General features: G+C 42.5%; 14 protein-coding genes. 7 read left to right on the top strand and 7 right to left on the bottom strand.

The genetic code is table 11. The annotated features are described in order from the left end of the window. Positions 1-175: 175 nt before the first annotated feature. The 7 genes from F6K63_RS06925 to F6K63_RS06895 all read right to left on the bottom strand — a co-directional run bounded on the left by F6K63_RS06925 (position 176) and on the right by F6K63_RS06895 (position 11,629). Positions 176-364 (bottom strand): hypothetical protein, encoded by a 189-nt coding sequence (locus F6K63_RS06925; RefSeq protein ID WP_287311398.1) that lies wholly within the window; start codon positions 362-364, stop codon positions 176-178. 754 nt (positions 365-1,118) lie between these two features. After that, a complete protein-coding gene (locus tag F6K63_RS06920; protein ID WP_287254048.1) occupies positions 1,119-2,423 on the bottom strand; it encodes an oligosaccharide flippase family protein in 1,305 nt (434 codons plus the stop codon). Positions 2,424-2,673: 250 nt separating this feature from the next. Continuing rightward, a complete protein-coding gene (locus tag F6K63_RS06915) occupies positions 2,674-3,564 on the bottom strand; it encodes a sulfotransferase domain-containing protein (protein WP_008179470.1) in 891 nt (296 codons plus the stop codon). 617 nt (positions 3,565-4,181) lie between these two features. Then, complete coding sequence (locus F6K63_RS06910) at positions 4,182-5,276, bottom strand: glycosyltransferase family 2 protein (protein ID WP_008179474.1); 1,095 nt, start codon at positions 5,274-5,276, stop codon at positions 4,182-4,184. Further along, complete coding sequence (locus tag F6K63_RS06905) at positions 5,273-6,520, bottom strand: O-antigen ligase family protein (RefSeq protein WP_008179476.1); 1,248 nt, start codon at positions 6,518-6,520, stop codon at positions 5,273-5,275. The genes F6K63_RS06910 and F6K63_RS06905 overlap by 4 nt, the downstream gene beginning before the upstream one ends. Before the next feature lie 540 nt (positions 6,521-7,060). Continuing rightward, positions 7,061-8,734: an alkaline phosphatase family protein gene (locus F6K63_RS06900; RefSeq protein WP_287311397.1), complete on the bottom strand. Its 1,674-nt coding sequence runs from the start codon at positions 8,732-8,734 to the stop codon at positions 7,061-7,063. A gap of 579 nt (positions 8,735-9,313) precedes the next feature. Next, positions 9,314-11,629, bottom strand: coding sequence for a GumC family protein (locus F6K63_RS06895; RefSeq protein ID WP_287311396.1), 2,316 nt, complete (start codon positions 11,627-11,629; stop codon positions 9,314-9,316). 366 nt (positions 11,630-11,995) lie between these two features. On the opposite strand from F6K63_RS06895, the gene F6K63_RS06890 reads away from it, so the two are divergent. The 7 genes from F6K63_RS06890 (at position 11,996) to F6K63_RS06860 (ending at position 16,606) form a co-directional block, all read left to right on the top strand. Then, complete coding sequence (locus tag F6K63_RS06890) at positions 11,996-12,613, top strand: sigma-70 family RNA polymerase sigma factor (protein WP_044492254.1); 618 nt, start codon at positions 11,996-11,998, stop codon at positions 12,611-12,613. Then, positions 12,610-12,945: a hypothetical protein gene (locus tag F6K63_RS06885; protein WP_287254807.1), complete on the top strand. Its 336-nt coding sequence runs from the start codon at positions 12,610-12,612 to the stop codon at positions 12,943-12,945. Before F6K63_RS06890 ends, F6K63_RS06885 begins: the two co-directional genes overlap by 4 nt. Before the next feature lie 49 nt (positions 12,946-12,994). Beyond that, complete coding sequence (locus F6K63_RS06880) at positions 12,995-13,408, top strand: hypothetical protein (RefSeq protein WP_287311395.1); 414 nt, start codon at positions 12,995-12,997, stop codon at positions 13,406-13,408. A gap of 26 nt (positions 13,409-13,434) precedes the next feature. Further along, the gene (locus F6K63_RS06875; RefSeq protein WP_287257179.1) at positions 13,435-13,899 is read left to right on the top strand and encodes a Spy/CpxP family protein refolding chaperone; all 465 of its coding nucleotides are present in this window, start codon (positions 13,435-13,437) and stop codon (positions 13,897-13,899) included. Between the two features lie 24 nt (positions 13,900-13,923). Continuing rightward, on the top strand, positions 13,924-14,556 hold the full coding sequence (locus F6K63_RS06870) for a YqiA/YcfP family alpha/beta fold hydrolase (RefSeq protein ID WP_287311394.1): 633 nt from the start codon (positions 13,924-13,926) through the stop codon (positions 14,554-14,556). Between the two features lie 183 nt (positions 14,557-14,739). Next, the gene (locus F6K63_RS06865; RefSeq protein WP_287311393.1) at positions 14,740-15,381 is read left to right on the top strand and encodes a C40 family peptidase; all 642 of its coding nucleotides are present in this window, start codon (positions 14,740-14,742) and stop codon (positions 15,379-15,381) included. A gap of 13 nt (positions 15,382-15,394) precedes the next feature. Continuing rightward, positions 15,395-16,606, top strand: coding sequence for a BtaA family protein (locus tag F6K63_RS06860; RefSeq protein ID WP_287311392.1), 1,212 nt, complete (start codon positions 15,395-15,397; stop codon positions 16,604-16,606). Positions 16,607-16,613: the final 7 nt, after the last annotated feature.

The following is a 16,613-nucleotide window of genomic DNA, read 5'->3' as shown; positions in this document are numbered from 1 at the left end:
GAATTAGTCATGATAATTATCAGCAGTGACTTGGAATTATTCAATAACCTAGATTTTTCATAAATTAAGCAGATTTAAACTAATGTATAATTTCACTATATTATCAAGATATATGCTCAATAATAGTTAGGCAAATTTCCCACTTGATCTTGACAAAATATATCGAGAGCACTAGTTAAATACAAATTATTTTTTTGTTAGCAATATCCAACGCTTTGAGTAGTTCAGATTTTGAAAAGATATGAATCGGAAATCCGTCGGCAATATAACCCTTTGTATTAATCGGAGCAATATAGTAGTCAGGGGTTGGAAGCGATGCAGCGCGGTCTTGGGGAGGCAGTGCGGTCTTGGGGGTTCCCCCCATGAGCAACTGCCGTGGTTTCCACGGGGCTTACAGCGATGCAGCGCGGTCTTGGGGGTTTCCCCCATGAGCGACTGCATCAAGACAGGTGCGGACGCAGGTTCCGCACACAGCCCCTCCCCATGAGCGACTGCATCAAGAATTGAGGAATTTTGGTGATGCTAGTCATACACTATAAATACTTTAGAGTCACTGGAGGAACTACTTGATGAACAGGAGTAGGCAAAGTCTTGTAGACTAAGTATTCACCTAACTCCTACCTGCCATAGTAGGGCGGTCTAGTTGATCACTGGCTATCTTTGATTCCTTACGAGATTTGTCAAAAGCACGAGCAATAGCATTTTACCCAGACTTTAGTTAGAAGTCCGAGGTAGGAATTAAAAGCAAGGCAACGTGCTGATTGGCTTTGCCAGAGACTTATTGCTAGCTCTAGTTGATTGTAAGAGAATATCCGTAAAAATTATGTAAAGCTTTATTAAAGAAAGTGAAATTTCATCCTAAGTAACAGCAAATTTTTTGTAAAAATCAGCCAAGGTCATGAGTAATGGTGATCCGATTACCGATTACCCATGAGCAATTAGCTATGAGCAATTATAGCAGTCGCCAGGGTAATTAGGACATGACAAAAGTCTCAAACTACAGTTTGGCTTGAGTTTAACTTCTGACTTCTGACTTCTGACTTCTGACTTCTGCTATACCTATGAGCAATTACCCAAGAATGTTATGTTGCATCCCTCTTAGAGAAAGGGGATAAAGATTAATGTTCCGATTCTTGAAGGCGCTTGCTTCTAGTCACCTCTTGCCGATATAAGACAAACACTAATAGCCATAAGCTGAGCATCCTCAAGGAATCTGAGGTTAAACTTGACCAGGCAGCTCCCTTCCATGAATACAGAGGAATTAACCAAAGGTTTAACGAAAAGTTCAACAGAGCTGCCGTTACTTGTATGCTACTACGCAACCCTTGAAATCCAGCACCAGTTAGGGTGTCCGCCGCAAAAAACTGCATGGCTTTAAAAAACGGTATCGGTGCTAACCAACGTAAGGCATTGACTACCTCACTATAGTCTTCACCTATGATGTAGGGTACCATTGGAGCCGAGATAAACAACCCGATACCAGCAGCTATTCCGTACATACCAGCAATTGGTGATAGACGCTTGGACAGATTGAGACTTCCCCGGATGCCAGCGGCTCCCTTCTGAAAAAACTTGGCATAGGAAGCGGCTAACAGAGATTGTACAGGGACAAATGCCACATCAATTAAACGGTATGCAGCAGCATATATACCTGTAGCTTGTAATGTAGAAAGACGCGCCAGCATGGTTTTATCTACATTGTTGTTAACCGTTTCAGCACAAAGGTTGACAGAAAAGTAGAATCCCTGAAGCATCTCCGGCTTGATCTTTGATATTGCCAATTTAGGAGTTCCTAACATCCGATGTACCATCAGAAATCCAACCCCAGCTGCTATTGCTGTACTAGCCAGATATAAAGCTGCCCAAACTACAATATCTGATGTCTGAAAGAAGCTGACAAAACAAAGTGTTGCCACTAAGTTTTTTAGACTGAGTAAAAAATGAATCTGGGCGGTGTGCTTAAGCTGACTGACCGCGATAAATGCCTGACCAGCGGTGGCTAAAATTTTCAAAAAGAGTAAGTCAGACAAAAATACCAAAAATATTAGCAGGGGCGACGTTCCTTGAGGTAAAATAGCTGGAGCTATAAGCATAACTAAGGCAATTAGCACCAAACTAGAGGTAAAAACCATCAACAGCGCATTGCCCCAGTATTCCTTGAATAAGGCTCGGTTTCTAGAGACATTTTTAATTAAAACATCTCCACTCCCCCAGGTAGCAAAAGGTGATATAATCGCCGCTAAAGCCGTCAAACTAGCAAACAGACCATACTGTTGAGCACCGAGGGTACGAGCAATAATCACGAAATAGGCCGCTTGGACAATCATCTTCAGAAATTTAGCCAATAGCATCCACAAGGTGTTACGTACTAGGGATTTCTGAAATATGCCAATGAGCCTGGATTTGAGGGATTGAAAATTCATATCAAGTAGTTTGGATCATACCTTTTTGCTGCCAGGATTATCTGCCAAGTTGGTAACTGATCGAAAATCATCTCTGATTACCCAGACTAAGAAGACAATCAGCGAATTATTGGTATGACTTATACCAAGTTGCCATCGAAGATATTACTCTAAAAGTTAGCATCATAATATCTCTGAAGGCAACTTATATATTATCTGATTTATCCCTACTTATATGGCTAATTTTTTATTATCCTCACCCTTAGGCTGACTAGCTGCTTAATCCCACTAATTCTTTGCTGTGCCATGCCGATATCTCCCGCCTTAATAATTTGAAGAGCTTTTGATTGTCATTGGCATAGATAGTGTAGAGTTTTTGAATCGCTGATGGACTGGGTCGAAGCTTTTGGTGTTGTAAGGGTAAGCGCTGATCAACACGATTGATCAAGCCACGCATAAATGGGAAACGGGTTCCGAGATAACGAGCAATTGGTGAACTAGTGCTTTTATGGACTTTTTTATACTTTTTACTAAAATCAAACGAAGAATCTATCTCAAGGAATTCACAAACTTTTTTCAGAGAATCGTCTGAGTTTTGAGCAATGTCTTCTTCAAAGACTAGAATTAGCATTTGCTTAGGATCGAAGTAGTCATAGTAGCCTTGCAGTTGGCGATAATATCGTCCCATGTCGATGATGCCATATCGCTCAACTAGGGGTTGTTGATCACCAACTAATAGTTCATCAAGGTCATCATTGAGAGATATAGCTCCATTTTTGATAAAGTGATTTATAGCAGCAATGGCTCGTTCAACTGGATTTCTTAGGACTACAATAAGCTTTGCTTCAGGCAATGTTTCGTAGATCAGCCGATGGGAATAGGGAATTTCTTCGAGGGGGTCATAGTAGACTTTACCCTGGGCATCAGGCAATGGATCGATCCATAAGTAATTAGGAGTTTTTTCTCCAATAACTTTTTCTCCATTAACATCAGCAAAATGGTTTTTATACCATTCAATACCTTGATTGAGATTATAGGTCTTATTAAAGTAATGAATCTCATTTCCAGGTATAAATACCTCAGGATGTTCCCTGAGATTATGGGCTAACCAGGTAGTTCCAGCCTTTTGGGCTCCAATGATTAAAAAGTTCGGTAAAGTCACTAAAAACTGTCTCGTAATATCGAACTGCTATTTCGCCGTTGTTAATTATACCTAGATTAAAATCTATAAAACAATTGACTATATTGCTGATTATCCTAAGTAATTTAGCTGATTATCTCTACGCAAATTTAGGTATTAATACGGATTATTTTCCCTAACTAGAGAATAATTTGAGTAAGAAATCATGACCTTATTATATAAGACTATTAACTAGTATACTTTTGGGTAATTATTACTACCCAGCTCCTACCAATTATTTAAGATATATTAACCAGGAGTTAATCAGGGTAAACGCATCTAATTTGGTATAAATGGTAACAGACAAAAATATCATTAACTCAATTTTTTGGGTAAATTCCCATAAATCCCATCCTAAATCAGTTTTTTTGTTCAAAGTCAGCGGAAAATTCGTTGACTTTGAACAAAAATCAAAGTCGGATTTGCGTACGCAACCAGAATGTAGAGTACTCTCAAATCGACCTTGGATAACACGGCCAATAATTGAGAATAAATTGGGCTTATTGATAATAACCAGGGTGATTCTAGATTTTTGATACTATTGTTTACTTTTTAACTGTAAGTTTTGATACAAATTTCGATGCGTTTACCCTGAGGAGTTAATCCGTAACTTGTTGATAAGTCAAGATGCGTATAACTCTGCGGATTATTTTTGCTAGCCAGAGAATAATTTTAGGACGAGATGCTGAACTAAGGGGCCAATAAATTACTGGTTTTACAAGACTATAGGGCATTAGTCCTACCCACAGGAACCAATGACTCCAGAGTAGCTTCTTTTTCCAATTAAATTTAGAATATTTCCAGATTGAGCAATATCCTTTGTAAGCTAAGACTACAGGGGAATCAGAAGCAAAAGGATGATGGTGAGGATCTAGTCGTAAAGAAGCGATACGGTGAATCAAATGATTGGGGTCACGAAAGCTCAAATCCGGGCATACGTGATAGCCGAACTCAGTCGCCTTGCTTACTAAATAGTTATACTTGATAAAATCATGGTTGATAGACCGACGAAACCGTTCAATGGGAATGGTTCCCTTAGAAAAAGCCCACAAATTCTTCCCATGTTGTCGGTATGCCCCAAGGGGTTTTTCAATCGATACCACTTGCCCATAAAATGGGTTCAGGGTGACTAGATAACCATCAGCAGCTATGGTAAAATCAGATTCGGGTATAGGAAAAATTTGAGCTAGTGCTGACCGTGCAAAACTATTGCCACTGGTTACAGTACTGCTGTACTTTCCCTTCTCCAACAAAATTGGCCAAACGGTGCCACTATCAAATGTTATGTCTGGAGCTGGATGGATACCAATAAATTCACTAAGGGCATTGACCAACTCTAAACGATATTGCACCTGAACTACCCCTGGTTTCCAAACGGCTACCACTTCGGACACCGCATTAGGGAATAAGTAATCATCAGCATCTAAAAAAATTACAATCTCCCCACGGCTGACATAAAAACCGGCATTGAGCGCTGATGCTTGCCCACCATTTTTTTTGAGGATAGGAGTAATTTGCTCACCGTAGCTATTGATAATATCCTGAGAGTTGTCAGTGGACTCATCATCCACCACAATGACTTCGGTATTTGGATAAGTCTGACTCAGGCTACTGTCAATTGCTTGAGGTAGAAACTGACCGTAATTGTAGTTGTTGATTACAATGCTGACTAATAACTGACAGTTTTCATTCATTTCAATAGGTTTTGTTGTCGCTCTAATGGAATAAGCACCGAAAGAGCTACAGATGTGTATAGCACCCAAAAGATATTGTTTTGTATCATCACTGATGTCTCTGTGATATTGGCTAACACGGTATAGGTTAATAACAATAATGGCCAGAGATTCTCTGATGTTTTACTTACACGAAGCCAAGCAATAGCTCTTAGTAAACTAAAACTAAATCCAATTAGGTAGATTAATACTCCCAAGATTCCTAAAGCTAGCCATAGGTCGAGCAAGCCGTTGTGGGCGTTGGGAGCTGGCCACAATACTGCACGCCAGACATAGGCAGATTCACCATTCAAGCCATTCCAGAATGAACCATAGCCATAACCGAACCACGGCTGTTTCTCAATCATGTCCAACACGAAGGGCCATAGCTTTGTACGACCGGTTAAGGTAGCATCTTTACCGATTGCACCTAGCAAAGCGTCTGCATTATCTAGCAACCAGATTAAGACGCTGCCTCCGAATGTTGTCATGGCAAATATAGCCGGAATCAGTAAGTAATATCGCCACCGTAACATCCGGTATAGATATAGAGATAATAACATAATTATAAGACTAACCAGTGCAGTTTTTGAAGTTGTAAATAGTAAAAGAATTACGGCAAAGCCAAACCCCCCCCACAACAGTAAATTATTTTTTTTGCCCCGAATAGCTAGGAGCAAAAATACGACTGCACTGGGCACCATTACTTTGCCAAGAACATTTTTATGGACGTAGATTCCTCGCCAAGTTCCAGCATGAACTCCCCCCATAATCCCGTATTTCGGCAGAGCCACAATAAACAGAAAACTGAGCAATATTGCTACTCCGAACGCCCAACCCAGCATTTCTAGCTGTTCTTTCATGGTGTAGCGACTGGCGAGGTAAACACCAAACAAGGTTGTGCCAATTAGGGCAACAGCACGGTTGATAGTCGTTGTTGGTTCAGAAGACCAGAAAACAGATACTACTGCTATCCCCACCAACAGACTCAGCCACCTATCTTTACTGAGGACATAAAGTACCTTTTTCCACCGTAGTGTTAGGAGGAAAAAGGTAACGAGATAAATTAATACGAACAGCAATCTACTGAGGGAGGAATCAAATTCTTGTATGACATCCCCCTCACTTCTGCCTCCTGATAAAATTACAGTGAGTACTCCTCCTGAATAGAGCACCAAGGAAACAGTAGTGAAAATCGGTTCAAAAAATGCCAAAATTTTTCTCATGAACCTTGGTTTATAGCAAAAAATTGTAGGTATACTATTGTAGTCATAATGTTATATGCAAAAAGTTACTAATTCAGAACTTATATCATGTTTGGAGGCTTCTTTGTGGTATAATGAAACTAGCCATATAAATGTAGCAAGCTTGCTGGGGAAGGAATAGGCAAGTTTCGCCACGATTATGGCATTTCAAAACCATGATATTGCTTGACTTCACAGGTTTTTTAAACCCTGACCTAAGAGTAATAATACTCCTAAACTTGATATTAAGCAGTGATTATTTTCTACAAAAGCTTACTTTATACAAAAATTGTTTTAGTGAAAAGATAACCTGTATACAAAACCTGATCTAAATCTGCAAGTATAGGATTTCAATGGGTTAATCCTATACTTGCGAACTAGGGCAATGGATGGCATTGTTTCAAGTTAGTATTATCTGGCCAGCTAAGAGTGAATCTACACCCTTAAACCTGCTGAATCTAAGAGGCTCAGGAATTACCCAGATAGGGAAATGAAACCCTATCCCTAGGGTTGATTTATATGTCAAGCTGAGATGGATAAAGTCGGACTAACTAGAGATTTGCCATCAAAGTAGTCAGGAATCGGTGCTCCCATCAACCTCAAGATGGTTGGGGCTATATCTACAGGATGAGCCTCTGGCAAACTAGAACCTGGGGTTATTCCTGGTCCAGTTGCCATCAAGAAGCCTCTGGCTCGGTGACCACCAGGACGATTATAGGTAATTGGACCAATGCGTCCCACATCAGGACTATCCACTACATCTGTGGGACACTCGTGCCATACGACTACTAGGTCAGCATCTGGCAGTTTGGGGTTATCATCTGTGGCTACGTTATGGGTGCGCACTACTTGTTTAACTAATGGTTCTCCTGTCCTACCATCGGTAAGGCGATAAAGGAAGTCTGTTAGGTTATCGCACAGAGCATCATACTCGGAAGGCTCAACAATACCATCTCGTTCCCGTCCTTTGAGGTTGATGCGAATATGTCCATCAGCAAAGGCCGGTAAAGCAAAGGCTTTCATCTTGGGCCACAGGGGAGTATATAGAGTAGCTGGCATCCAACCCAATTGCACTCTGTGCTTCATGAGGGGATAAGGAGAGAGTAAACCGTGCTGGCCAGATTGTAAAAAGGCTTTATGGGTCCAGGTGTTGAACAACTGCTTAATGGGATTGGGTTCATAAATCTGTCGCCATACTTCCCCTGGCCAAGAGTTGCGGATTGGACGAGTAATTGGTGGTGGGGGAGTGACTCCGATTTTGCTGGGAGTAATGGCATACTTGCCAGGGAAGTTATACCGATAGACCAATTCTGGCAGGAACATCATGCTCATCAAGTCGGTAACATTGGCAGCCATGCCATGAACTGCGAAACACAAGATATAGGCATCCTTAGGCGCAGCAGCGATAATTTTTGCGATCGCATCATCCACCGCTTCAAAGATTTTCAGCATGGGGTCTCCAGCCTTACCATTCTTTTTGCTCTGGTAAGGGTAGAGCTGGTGATCTGGTTGGCTGCGGTCCCACAGGTCATGACCAGCACTGTGAGTTTCACCGAAAGCGGTCACGAACAAGTCCCACGGTTCACGCTGAAGTAAATCCCGACAAATCTCTGAGCGGGTGGAGATACTAGTTTTTAGAGCTTGCTGAATCCATTTAAAATAAACTGGATCCCACCAGCGACCATTATCTTTATGGAGCACTGGGTTTTTGCCGTATTGGGCAATAATATTGGGCAATAATTCCGGCGGTTGGGAATGGCTTGGCACAAAGGGATAATGTCCCCCCCAACCCAAAATTTGTAAGCCATTAATTTGATCTGACAGTGCTGATACTGGTACATCAAAGGCAGCAACCCGGTAGTCATCCCCTAAGGCATAAAAGGGATTATATTCTTTATAATCGTATCCACTATAAATTTTGTCGCAGACTACTTTATAAGTGTCTGGATAAAATTTAATCGTATCCCAAAAACCGGTTTTATCTGGTAAACAACCGGTAGAAAACATCACCCACAAGGGTTCAGTGGAGGAAAATTCAACTGTCTTATTGTTGTAGTTAACGGTATTGTTCAGGCGACCATAGATTCCTTGTTGCCGTATTTTGTTGAGGGTCTTCAGATGTCCTTGAGACATCCACTTCTCCAACAATACCGGGTCAGCTGCATCCATTCCTATAGCAATTACAGGGGTTTTCATGGTAGTTATTTAGATGACTTTTAGATAGTTTTTTAGATAACTTTTTAGATAAAATTAAACCTAATCCATAAGAGCATGTCGGGTTGAATAATCATCATATGATTAATCGGTAAATTGGTAGTTGATGATTATCTAGTTTAGGATTACCGATTAGTAATTACCTATTCCCAAACATCCTATAGCGCTACGCGCAAGTCATAATTTAGAAGTCAGAAGTCAAAGGTGCGCTTTCCGTTCTCCGTAGGAGACGCGGGGCGCGTTCGGCGAATTAAATTCGCCACGGGTCGCACCTAAAAGTAAACTATGACTAAGTTTCGGAGTTTAGGAATGTCCTAAACTGAATGCGTAGTGCTATATTTGGTTGGGAAATTGATTAACCGGATTTGATATATTATTAATAATAATGCTTAATTTATCACTATATTCAGATCATATCATAATTTAATTCGTTATTTAGTAATTAATAAAAAAATCTGGGTTTATTCTATTTATAGACTGGAATAATCCCGGGGATTAAATCCTTAATTTATAGTGTTTGCTTCTAGGGAATAGCGAGTATTCATAATTCATAGTTTTGAATCATCTCCGGGAAACATTCGAGGTTTTTTTAGTCTGGGCTTGACGCTGTGCCAATCTTCTGACTGAGCCATAATGGAAGTATTCCTGTGACTGGTAAAAGTAACCAATCGATTCATCTTTTTGAATGACACCATTAGCCACCAAACCCAAAACCGTCTGACCGGAACTATCTAACATTTGTTTAGCCACATTAGCATTAGCAAAATCCAGCACACCTGGTCGAGCCACCAACAACATGCCATCAGTCATTGGACTTAAGCAAAGGGCATCAGCAGTCAGAAGTAAGGGTGGGGCATCAATAATCACAAAGTCATATTGGGTTGAACATTCCTGAATCAGGGAAGCCATTTGCTTTGAATCCAGGAGTGCCAAAGGATTAGGAGGCATTACCCCAGCGGTGAGAACATCAAGATTTTCCATGGCTTTACAGATGGCAAGCTCTAGAGGCACTTCACCAATCAGTACCTGGCTCAAACCAGCCACATTCATTACTTGCCAAATATAATGCTGACAGGGGTGACGCATATCGGAATCAATCAGCAAAACCCGACGCCCCAGTTGAGCCATAGCAGCGGCCAAGTTTGCTGATACCGTAGATTTGCCTTCCTTGGAAACGGAGCTAGTGACTACAATAACTTTAAGTGGGTGATCAGACCTGAGAAATTTCAGATTCGCTTGAATCATTCGGTAGACTTCACTCACCATGGAATGAGGCTGCTCTGTTACGGGCAATTCCCCTCCGAAAAATAGGTCATCCCGACGACGGGAGAGCTTCTTGTGCTTGAAAACTGGAATCACCCCTAGCACAGGATATCTTAACAACTGCTTGACTTCCTTGAGAGTTTTGATAGAGCGGTCTCTCATTTCCAAGAGCAAGACAGCAGTCGTGGCTAGTGTGACCCCCAACATCACCCCTAGAGCCAACACCTTTATTTTCTTATCACCTAAGGGCTTTTTAGGAACTATTGCTGGCTCAATGATGCGAGCATTAGCGGTATCTTGGTTTTCTGCGACCTTTAATTCATTGAGATTTTTCAACAGGGTTTCATAGGTCAAGCGGGCAGCTTGGACTCGTTGTTCGAGCTGCTGCTGAGTTTGCTCCAACCGAGGAAGAACATTTACCCGTTGTTCATAGGCAATTCTAGCCTTAGCAAGAGTTGCTAAGCCTTCTGCTAAACTTTGACGTTTGACTTCTGATTCAATAAAATCGTTAATCAGTTTTTGTTTGAGCTGGTCAACTTCTAAAAGCCCTTGAGTAATTTGTATCTGAGTACCAGCCAGACTTTGAGAGCCTAGTATTTGATTAATCTGCTGTTGTAAATGACCTCTGAGGGAGCGTTGCTGCTTGGTGAGCCGAATCATGATCGGGTGATTTTTACCGTAACGATTTCTCCCAACCGCTAATTGCCGCTCAACCTCTTGCAGTTCTTGGAGTACGCCCTGTACTGAAGTAGACTGACTCAGGGCACTGATAGCAATTGCTTGCTGGGGATTAAGACCCACCTGGTTTCTCAAGCCCGCAGCTTGGGCATTGGCTTCTTCAAGTTGAGCTTGAACTGTAGTAATTTGGCTGTCTAAGTCAGCCATCACCGCTACCAAAGACCGGGCTTCTTCTGTGAGGGATACAACCTGATTGCGTTCCTTAAATTGCCGTAGAGCAGCTTCTGCTTGCCTGACATTGGCTTCACTTTGAGGAAGTTGGTTAGTAATAAACTCACGGGCTTTTGCTGCTTCCGACTTTTTGGATAGGATCTGATTCTCTATATAAAGCCTCATTAATTGATTGATCACCGCAGCCCCTTTTTCTGAGTTCTTACCCTTGTAGGAAAGCCTAACCACATCGGTGCCACCCACAATTTTGACAGTGAGCTTTCTTTTGAGGGCTTCCGGTTGCAAAGGTAGACCTTCGTTATCAGTGAGGTTGAGTTGATCAATGATCTGTTGCAGAAGCGGGTGGGAGTAAATCACCTCAACTTCAGTACTCAGAGGGTTCTGGGCATCAACCAGAGGGCGTAACTGGTCAATTTCCTCCCCCAACCCAGTCAAGAAAGCGGTTCGGTCTATCTTAAACAGTAGTTTTCCTTCAGCTTCATAGGAAGGCTTGAGAAACAAGGTAGACCAGGCAGCTGAGATAACTGTAAATAGGAAAATAGCAACTGCTGGCAGCCAACGACGTTTCAATAGCAGTTTGTATTGGCTAAGATCGAGATCTATAGAACTTCTAGACTCCATAAGTTCTTCAGGGGCTCCCCCTAGGTAGATTGCACAATAAAATAATTTTTGGTATTGGTGCGAATTAGCTACCAACCCTGCCATCGGTTAGATGCAACCTATATATGGAAATACTAATAAAATTTAATCATATCAAAAGTCACTCGACATTAAAGAGTTGGTAAATATATGCAAATTTTCCGTGATTCTTGTGAACATAAGAAAGTTAAGGGGCTGACCGGGTGTCGGGTATCGGGCCAACGGGGGTAGGGTTTTGCGACCGATTGTTGTGTCAGTAAGACCAGCAATCCCTAGAGCTGTTGAGTCTTCTATCTTCTGACTTAACCCAAACCCGGTCAGCCTAACCCCGCTGGCTCCATTTCTGGCTAAACTTTTACCAGATTGAACCATTCTGTTGGCCAGTGAGTCTAAATAACATCGGAAAACAAAGCGGTGAGGGAGAACCCAGAGTTGTCAGTCAGATCAGCCCAGGCTTCCAAAGAAGATTCTGCTGCTGCAAAAACAACCAGCACAGACACAGAGTTGGTATTGCAGTGCCAACAGGGGAACCAGCAGAGTTTTCGCCAACTATACCGACGCTATCAGCAGCGCGTCAGGTCAACTATCTATCAGCTATGTGGTGCTTATGCTCTTGATGATTTAGTACAAGAGGTGTTCCTACGAGTTTGGAAAGGCTTACCAAAACTACGGCAACCTTCACAGTTCTCCACCTGGCTTTACCGCATCTGCTGGAATGTGGCATCGGATCAGCGGGGCAAATTGCAACGGCAACGTGCCTTCAACCTTCAACTTCCAGAGGACACAGCTGATCTACCCCTCAAAAATGCCAAATCCTCCTACACTCCTGATCTGATGCAGTTGCACTATCAGGACATTATTCAACAAGGTATGCAACAGCTGAGCTTGAACCATCGTGCTGTGCTGGTGCTACATGATTTAGAGGATTTGCCACAAAAGGAAGTTGCTAAAATTTTGGGCATAGCTCTCGGAACGGTTAAGTCTCGTCTTTTCCACGCTCGAACTTCCCTACGGAAATATATCATCCAACAACAAGGAGAGATGCCATGACTCAGTTTCAACCTGATGACCAACAATGGCAAGCATTTCTGCGCCAACATCGACCTAGTCCTCCACCAGCAGCATTTGACTTGGAGGAACGAGTTATCAATGCGATCGCTAAATCCCCACCGCCTACTCGTAAACCAGAGCTTTGGTTGCTTCCCTCAGCGATCGCCGTTGGTTTACTGATGGCTTGGAGTGGTTACCGCACCCACAATTTAACCACTCTAGAAGCTTTCTTAGAGAAAAATTGGCATGGAGTTGTGGGAGAGACATCGGTGAGCAATGTCATTCATACTCCACCAGCTGATTGGATGATCTTAGCCAATACTGGACAATAAATGAAATAGTAGGAACCATCACCTCAGGATCACCTATAGAGGATAAGGTTTGACCTGTCAAAAGGTTTGCTCTAGCCTAGGCTATGGCAAGGGAAAAGTGTTTTTTTTCCCTTCAACCTTCAACCCACCTTCAACCTTCAACCCACCTTCAACCTTCAACCCACCTTCAACCTTCAACCCACCTTCAACCTTCAACCTTCAACCTTCAACCTTCAACCTTCAACCTTCAACTTTCAACCTTCAACCTTCAACCTTCAACCTTCAACCTTCAACCTTCAACCTTCAACCTTCAACCTTCAACCTTCAACCTTCAATCTTCAACCTTCAACCTTCAACCTTCAACCTTCAACCCACCTTCAACCCACCTTCAACCTTCAACCTTCGACCTTCAATCTTCTACCTTCAATCTTGGCCAAAAGGCCACGCTACGCGAACAATCTTCAATATTTCTTACAAACTTTAAATTAAAGACATTTATAGGTAACTTCCATGCTGTTACGTCCAGGTTATGTTTTGTCAATTCTCATGGTTACCCTGACTGGCTGCACTGCTGTAGCTAATTCCAACCCTGTAACCTCTCAATTGATTCCCAGCCCCGAGGGTCAACAACACCCAAAATCGAGTAGGCATAGTAGGTTAATGAGGCAACTCAATCTTAACCAGGTGCAAAGGCAGCAGCTGAAAGCCATTAAGCTGGAGTATGAAGAATCCATTATAGATCTTCGCCAGCAAGTGAGTCAAGCGAAGCATAAATTAGGTGAGTTGATGGTGGGTACAGCTGACACACAAACTATCCGCACTCAATACCAACAGGTTCAACTATTGAACCAGCAGCTAGGAAAGTTACACCTTGAGAGTATGTTGCAGATGCGAGAGGTGATGACTCCTGAACAACGCATCCAGTTTGCTCAATTCATGAGACAGCGCCGCCAGCAAAACCTTCTATCAGATTAGGGAGAACCACAAAGGACAAGGATTTTGAGATTTATTTATCTACACGGTTTTGCCTCTAGCCCTGAGTCAGCCAAGGCGGTGTATCTACAAAAAGCTTTTGCTCGCCTCAATGTCTCTCTAACCATTCCTGACCTTAATCAAGATGACTTTAATCATTTAACCATAAGTCGCCAGATTAGTCAAGTGGCAGCATTACTGCCCTTAGATGGAACACCAGTCACGTTAATCGGCTCTAGTTTGGGTGCTTTTACCGCTGCACACTTAGCACAAAACAATCCACAAATCAAAAGATTGGTTCTACTAGCACCAGCATTTGGCTTCCTTGGCCATTGGTTGCCCAAATTAGAAGCAGAACAGCTCAATCAGTGGCGCTCCCAGGGATATTTAGAGATTTACCATTATCGAGAACAGCGAACGCTGCCGTTGCACTATCAGTTTGTAGAAGATGCCCGTCAGTATGAGGGTTTGCAGCTAGGGCGACAAGTACCTACTTTGATTCTACATGGGTGCGATGATGAGGTGATTCCTATCATCGCGAGTCGTGATTATGCTAGTAAACGCCCTTGGGTGCAATTGGTTGAATTGGAGAGCGAACACGGTTTGCGGGATGTGATGGGGTTAATTTGGGCAGCAGTTCGGAAATTTTGTGATCTTTAGGTCGGTTGAGGGGTGAGTGTTCCATCCGATGCAACAGCACGTTATTCCGGACATAATCACAATAATTATTTCCCAAAAATTCCACTATAGGCTAAAATTACTCTGTAAAAAAAAAATGAATCGAGATCGAAACTGAGGTTGACTCTCGAGTTCACATCTACTGTCATTGAGTTGAATAAGTTGATGTTAGATTCAATTAGATTGACAAGCTCTCGCTCTAGCCCACCCCAAAATTTGATTGAGTCTCTCTATCCCTTTAAACCAGGAGATCTGATTACTTTTTCTGGACTGAAGATCGATGCTGCTCTGATTCGATGGTTCACCGGAAGCGATTACAGTCATACGGCGATTGTCCTGGATTCCGATCTGGAAGCGAACGGGAACGGAAAGGTGGCGATCGCTGAGTCCACAAGTTATACGACTTTGCCCGATTTTAGAAACCAAAAATGTAAACCAGGAGTACAAATTCACTACCTGGAGAATTGGCTCAATGCTTATCGAAACTACGGACGAGCCTGGTGGGTTCCTTTGGCAAAACCATTAAGTTCGGAAGGGATGGATAAAATGCAAAATTGGCTGTGGAACCTTCATGAGCGCCAAGTCAGGTATAGCTGCTGGAAGTCCATTGGAGCTTGGCTGAAAGTTAACCGATATTTGGTTGGTTCTGATAGCCAGAACATGCAAAGAATATTTTGTTCGGAATTGGTAACCCAAGCCTTACAAATTGCAGGGTCAATCGATAGCTCGGTTATGGCTTGCCAGCAAACACCCCAAGAAGCAGTTACTTTTGGATGCTTTGAGGCTCCCGTATTACTGGAAATTTAATCAGGGTTAAACTGTGTTATCAAAATTGCAATCAATCAAAGATATCTGGCGATATCTCGGTTTTAGTTGGGTACATCAGCAGAATCTCGTTTACGTTACCTGCTGGGAAGATCCCAGACTCGATCGTGTTGCCTTAAACTTGCAAGCTGACGATACTGTTGTGGTGATTACCTCTGCGGGATGCAACGCTTTGGAATATGCTCTCGACGCACCCAAACAAATTTACGCCATTGATGTCAATCCCAAACAAAATGCGTTGCTCGAACTAAAAATTGCGGCGATCCGAGAACTGGATTTCGAGCAATTTTTTCAATTGTTCGGTCGCGGCAGGTTGAAGCAGTTTGACGAGATTTATACTCAAAAGCTGCGATCCCATTTATCTTTACCATCACAAGCGTATTGGGACAAACAAGGAACTAAATTATTCGACAGCGGACGCTCGTTTTATTTTCGAGGAACTACGGGTAATTTTGCTTTCGCTATCAACTACTACATTGATCGCATCCTGAAAATTCGCCCCAGTTTCGATGCCATTCTCAATGCCAAAACCCCAGAAGAACGGCAGGAAATTTACCAGCGCGAGGTCGAACCGGTCTTTTGGAAAGATTATCTCTATCGCTTCCTCAATAGCGATTTCGTCCTGTGGATGCTCGGTGTTCCTGCACAGCAACGTCAACAGATGGAACGCTATCTCGATGAAGGAAGTATCGCGACCTTTGTACGCCAACGGTGCGAAAATGTCTTTACTAGGATCCCCATTCAAGATAACTATTTTTGGCGAGTTTTTCTGAATGGAGAATATTCCCCCGATTGCTGTCCGGAATATTTGAAGGAAGACAATTTCCTGCGCCTAAAATCCGGGTTAGTCGATCGCATTCAGGTGAGAAATAGCACAATAACCAACTTTCTGGAAAATTGTCAAGCTCGAATTTCTCGGTTCGTGCTTCTCGACCACATGGACTGGCTGAGTCAGTATAATCACGAAGAATTGCAAAAAGAATGGCAAGCTATTTTGACTAGAGCCAGTGATAAAACTCGCATTTTGTTTCGCAGTGGGGGATTCAAAGTGGAATACCTCGATTCGGTGCAAGTGCGTTATGGAGGTAAAGACCGGTTTTTACCAGACTTATTGATGTACAATACTGCATTGGCTGACCAATTGCACCCAAGCGATCGCGTCCAGACCTACGGCAGTTTTTACATAGCAGATTTGGTTACTGCTTAAAACCATT

The sequence above is a fragment of the Moorena sp. SIO1G6 genome (assembly GCF_010672795.1).
In the GTDB taxonomy this organism is placed as follows: Bacteria; Cyanobacteriota; Cyanobacteriia; order Cyanobacteriales; family Coleofasciculaceae; genus Moorena; species Moorena producens.
The sequence above is the reverse complement of the archived record's forward strand: the minus strand, read 5'-3'. Positions and strand labels throughout refer to the sequence as shown.

What these genes read in the sequence shown, in the direction of transcription:
- F6K63_RS06865 (WP_287311393.1), top strand. Translation starts at nt 14,740, where the DNA reads ATGTTAGATTCAATTAGATTGACAAGCTCTCGCTCTAGCCCACCCCAA.
- F6K63_RS06875 (WP_287257179.1), top strand. Translation starts at nt 13,435, where the DNA reads ATGCTGTTACGTCCAGGTTATGTTTTGTCAATTCTCATGGTTACCCTG.
- F6K63_RS06895 (WP_287311396.1), bottom strand. Translation starts at nt 11,629, where the DNA reads ATGGCAGGGTTGGTAGCTAATTCGCACCAATACCAAAAATTATTTTAT.
- F6K63_RS06900 (WP_287311397.1), bottom strand. Translation starts at nt 8,734, where the DNA reads ATGAAAACCCCTGTAATTGCTATAGGAATGGATGCAGCTGACCCGGTA.
- F6K63_RS06885 (WP_287254807.1), top strand. Translation starts at nt 12,610, where the DNA reads ATGACTCAGTTTCAACCTGATGACCAACAATGGCAAGCATTTCTGCGC.
- F6K63_RS06910 (WP_008179474.1), bottom strand. Translation starts at nt 5,276, where the DNA reads ATGAATGAAAACTGTCAGTTATTAGTCAGCATTGTAATCAACAACTAC.
- F6K63_RS06925 (WP_287311398.1), bottom strand. Translation starts at nt 364, where the DNA reads ATGGGGGGAACCCCCAAGACCGCACTGCCTCCCCAAGACCGCGCTGCA.
- F6K63_RS06920 (WP_287254048.1), bottom strand. Translation starts at nt 2,423, where the DNA reads ATGAATTTTCAATCCCTCAAATCCAGGCTCATTGGCATATTTCAGAAA.
- F6K63_RS06905 (WP_008179476.1), bottom strand. Translation starts at nt 6,520, where the DNA reads ATGAGAAAAATTTTGGCATTTTTTGAACCGATTTTCACTACTGTTTCC.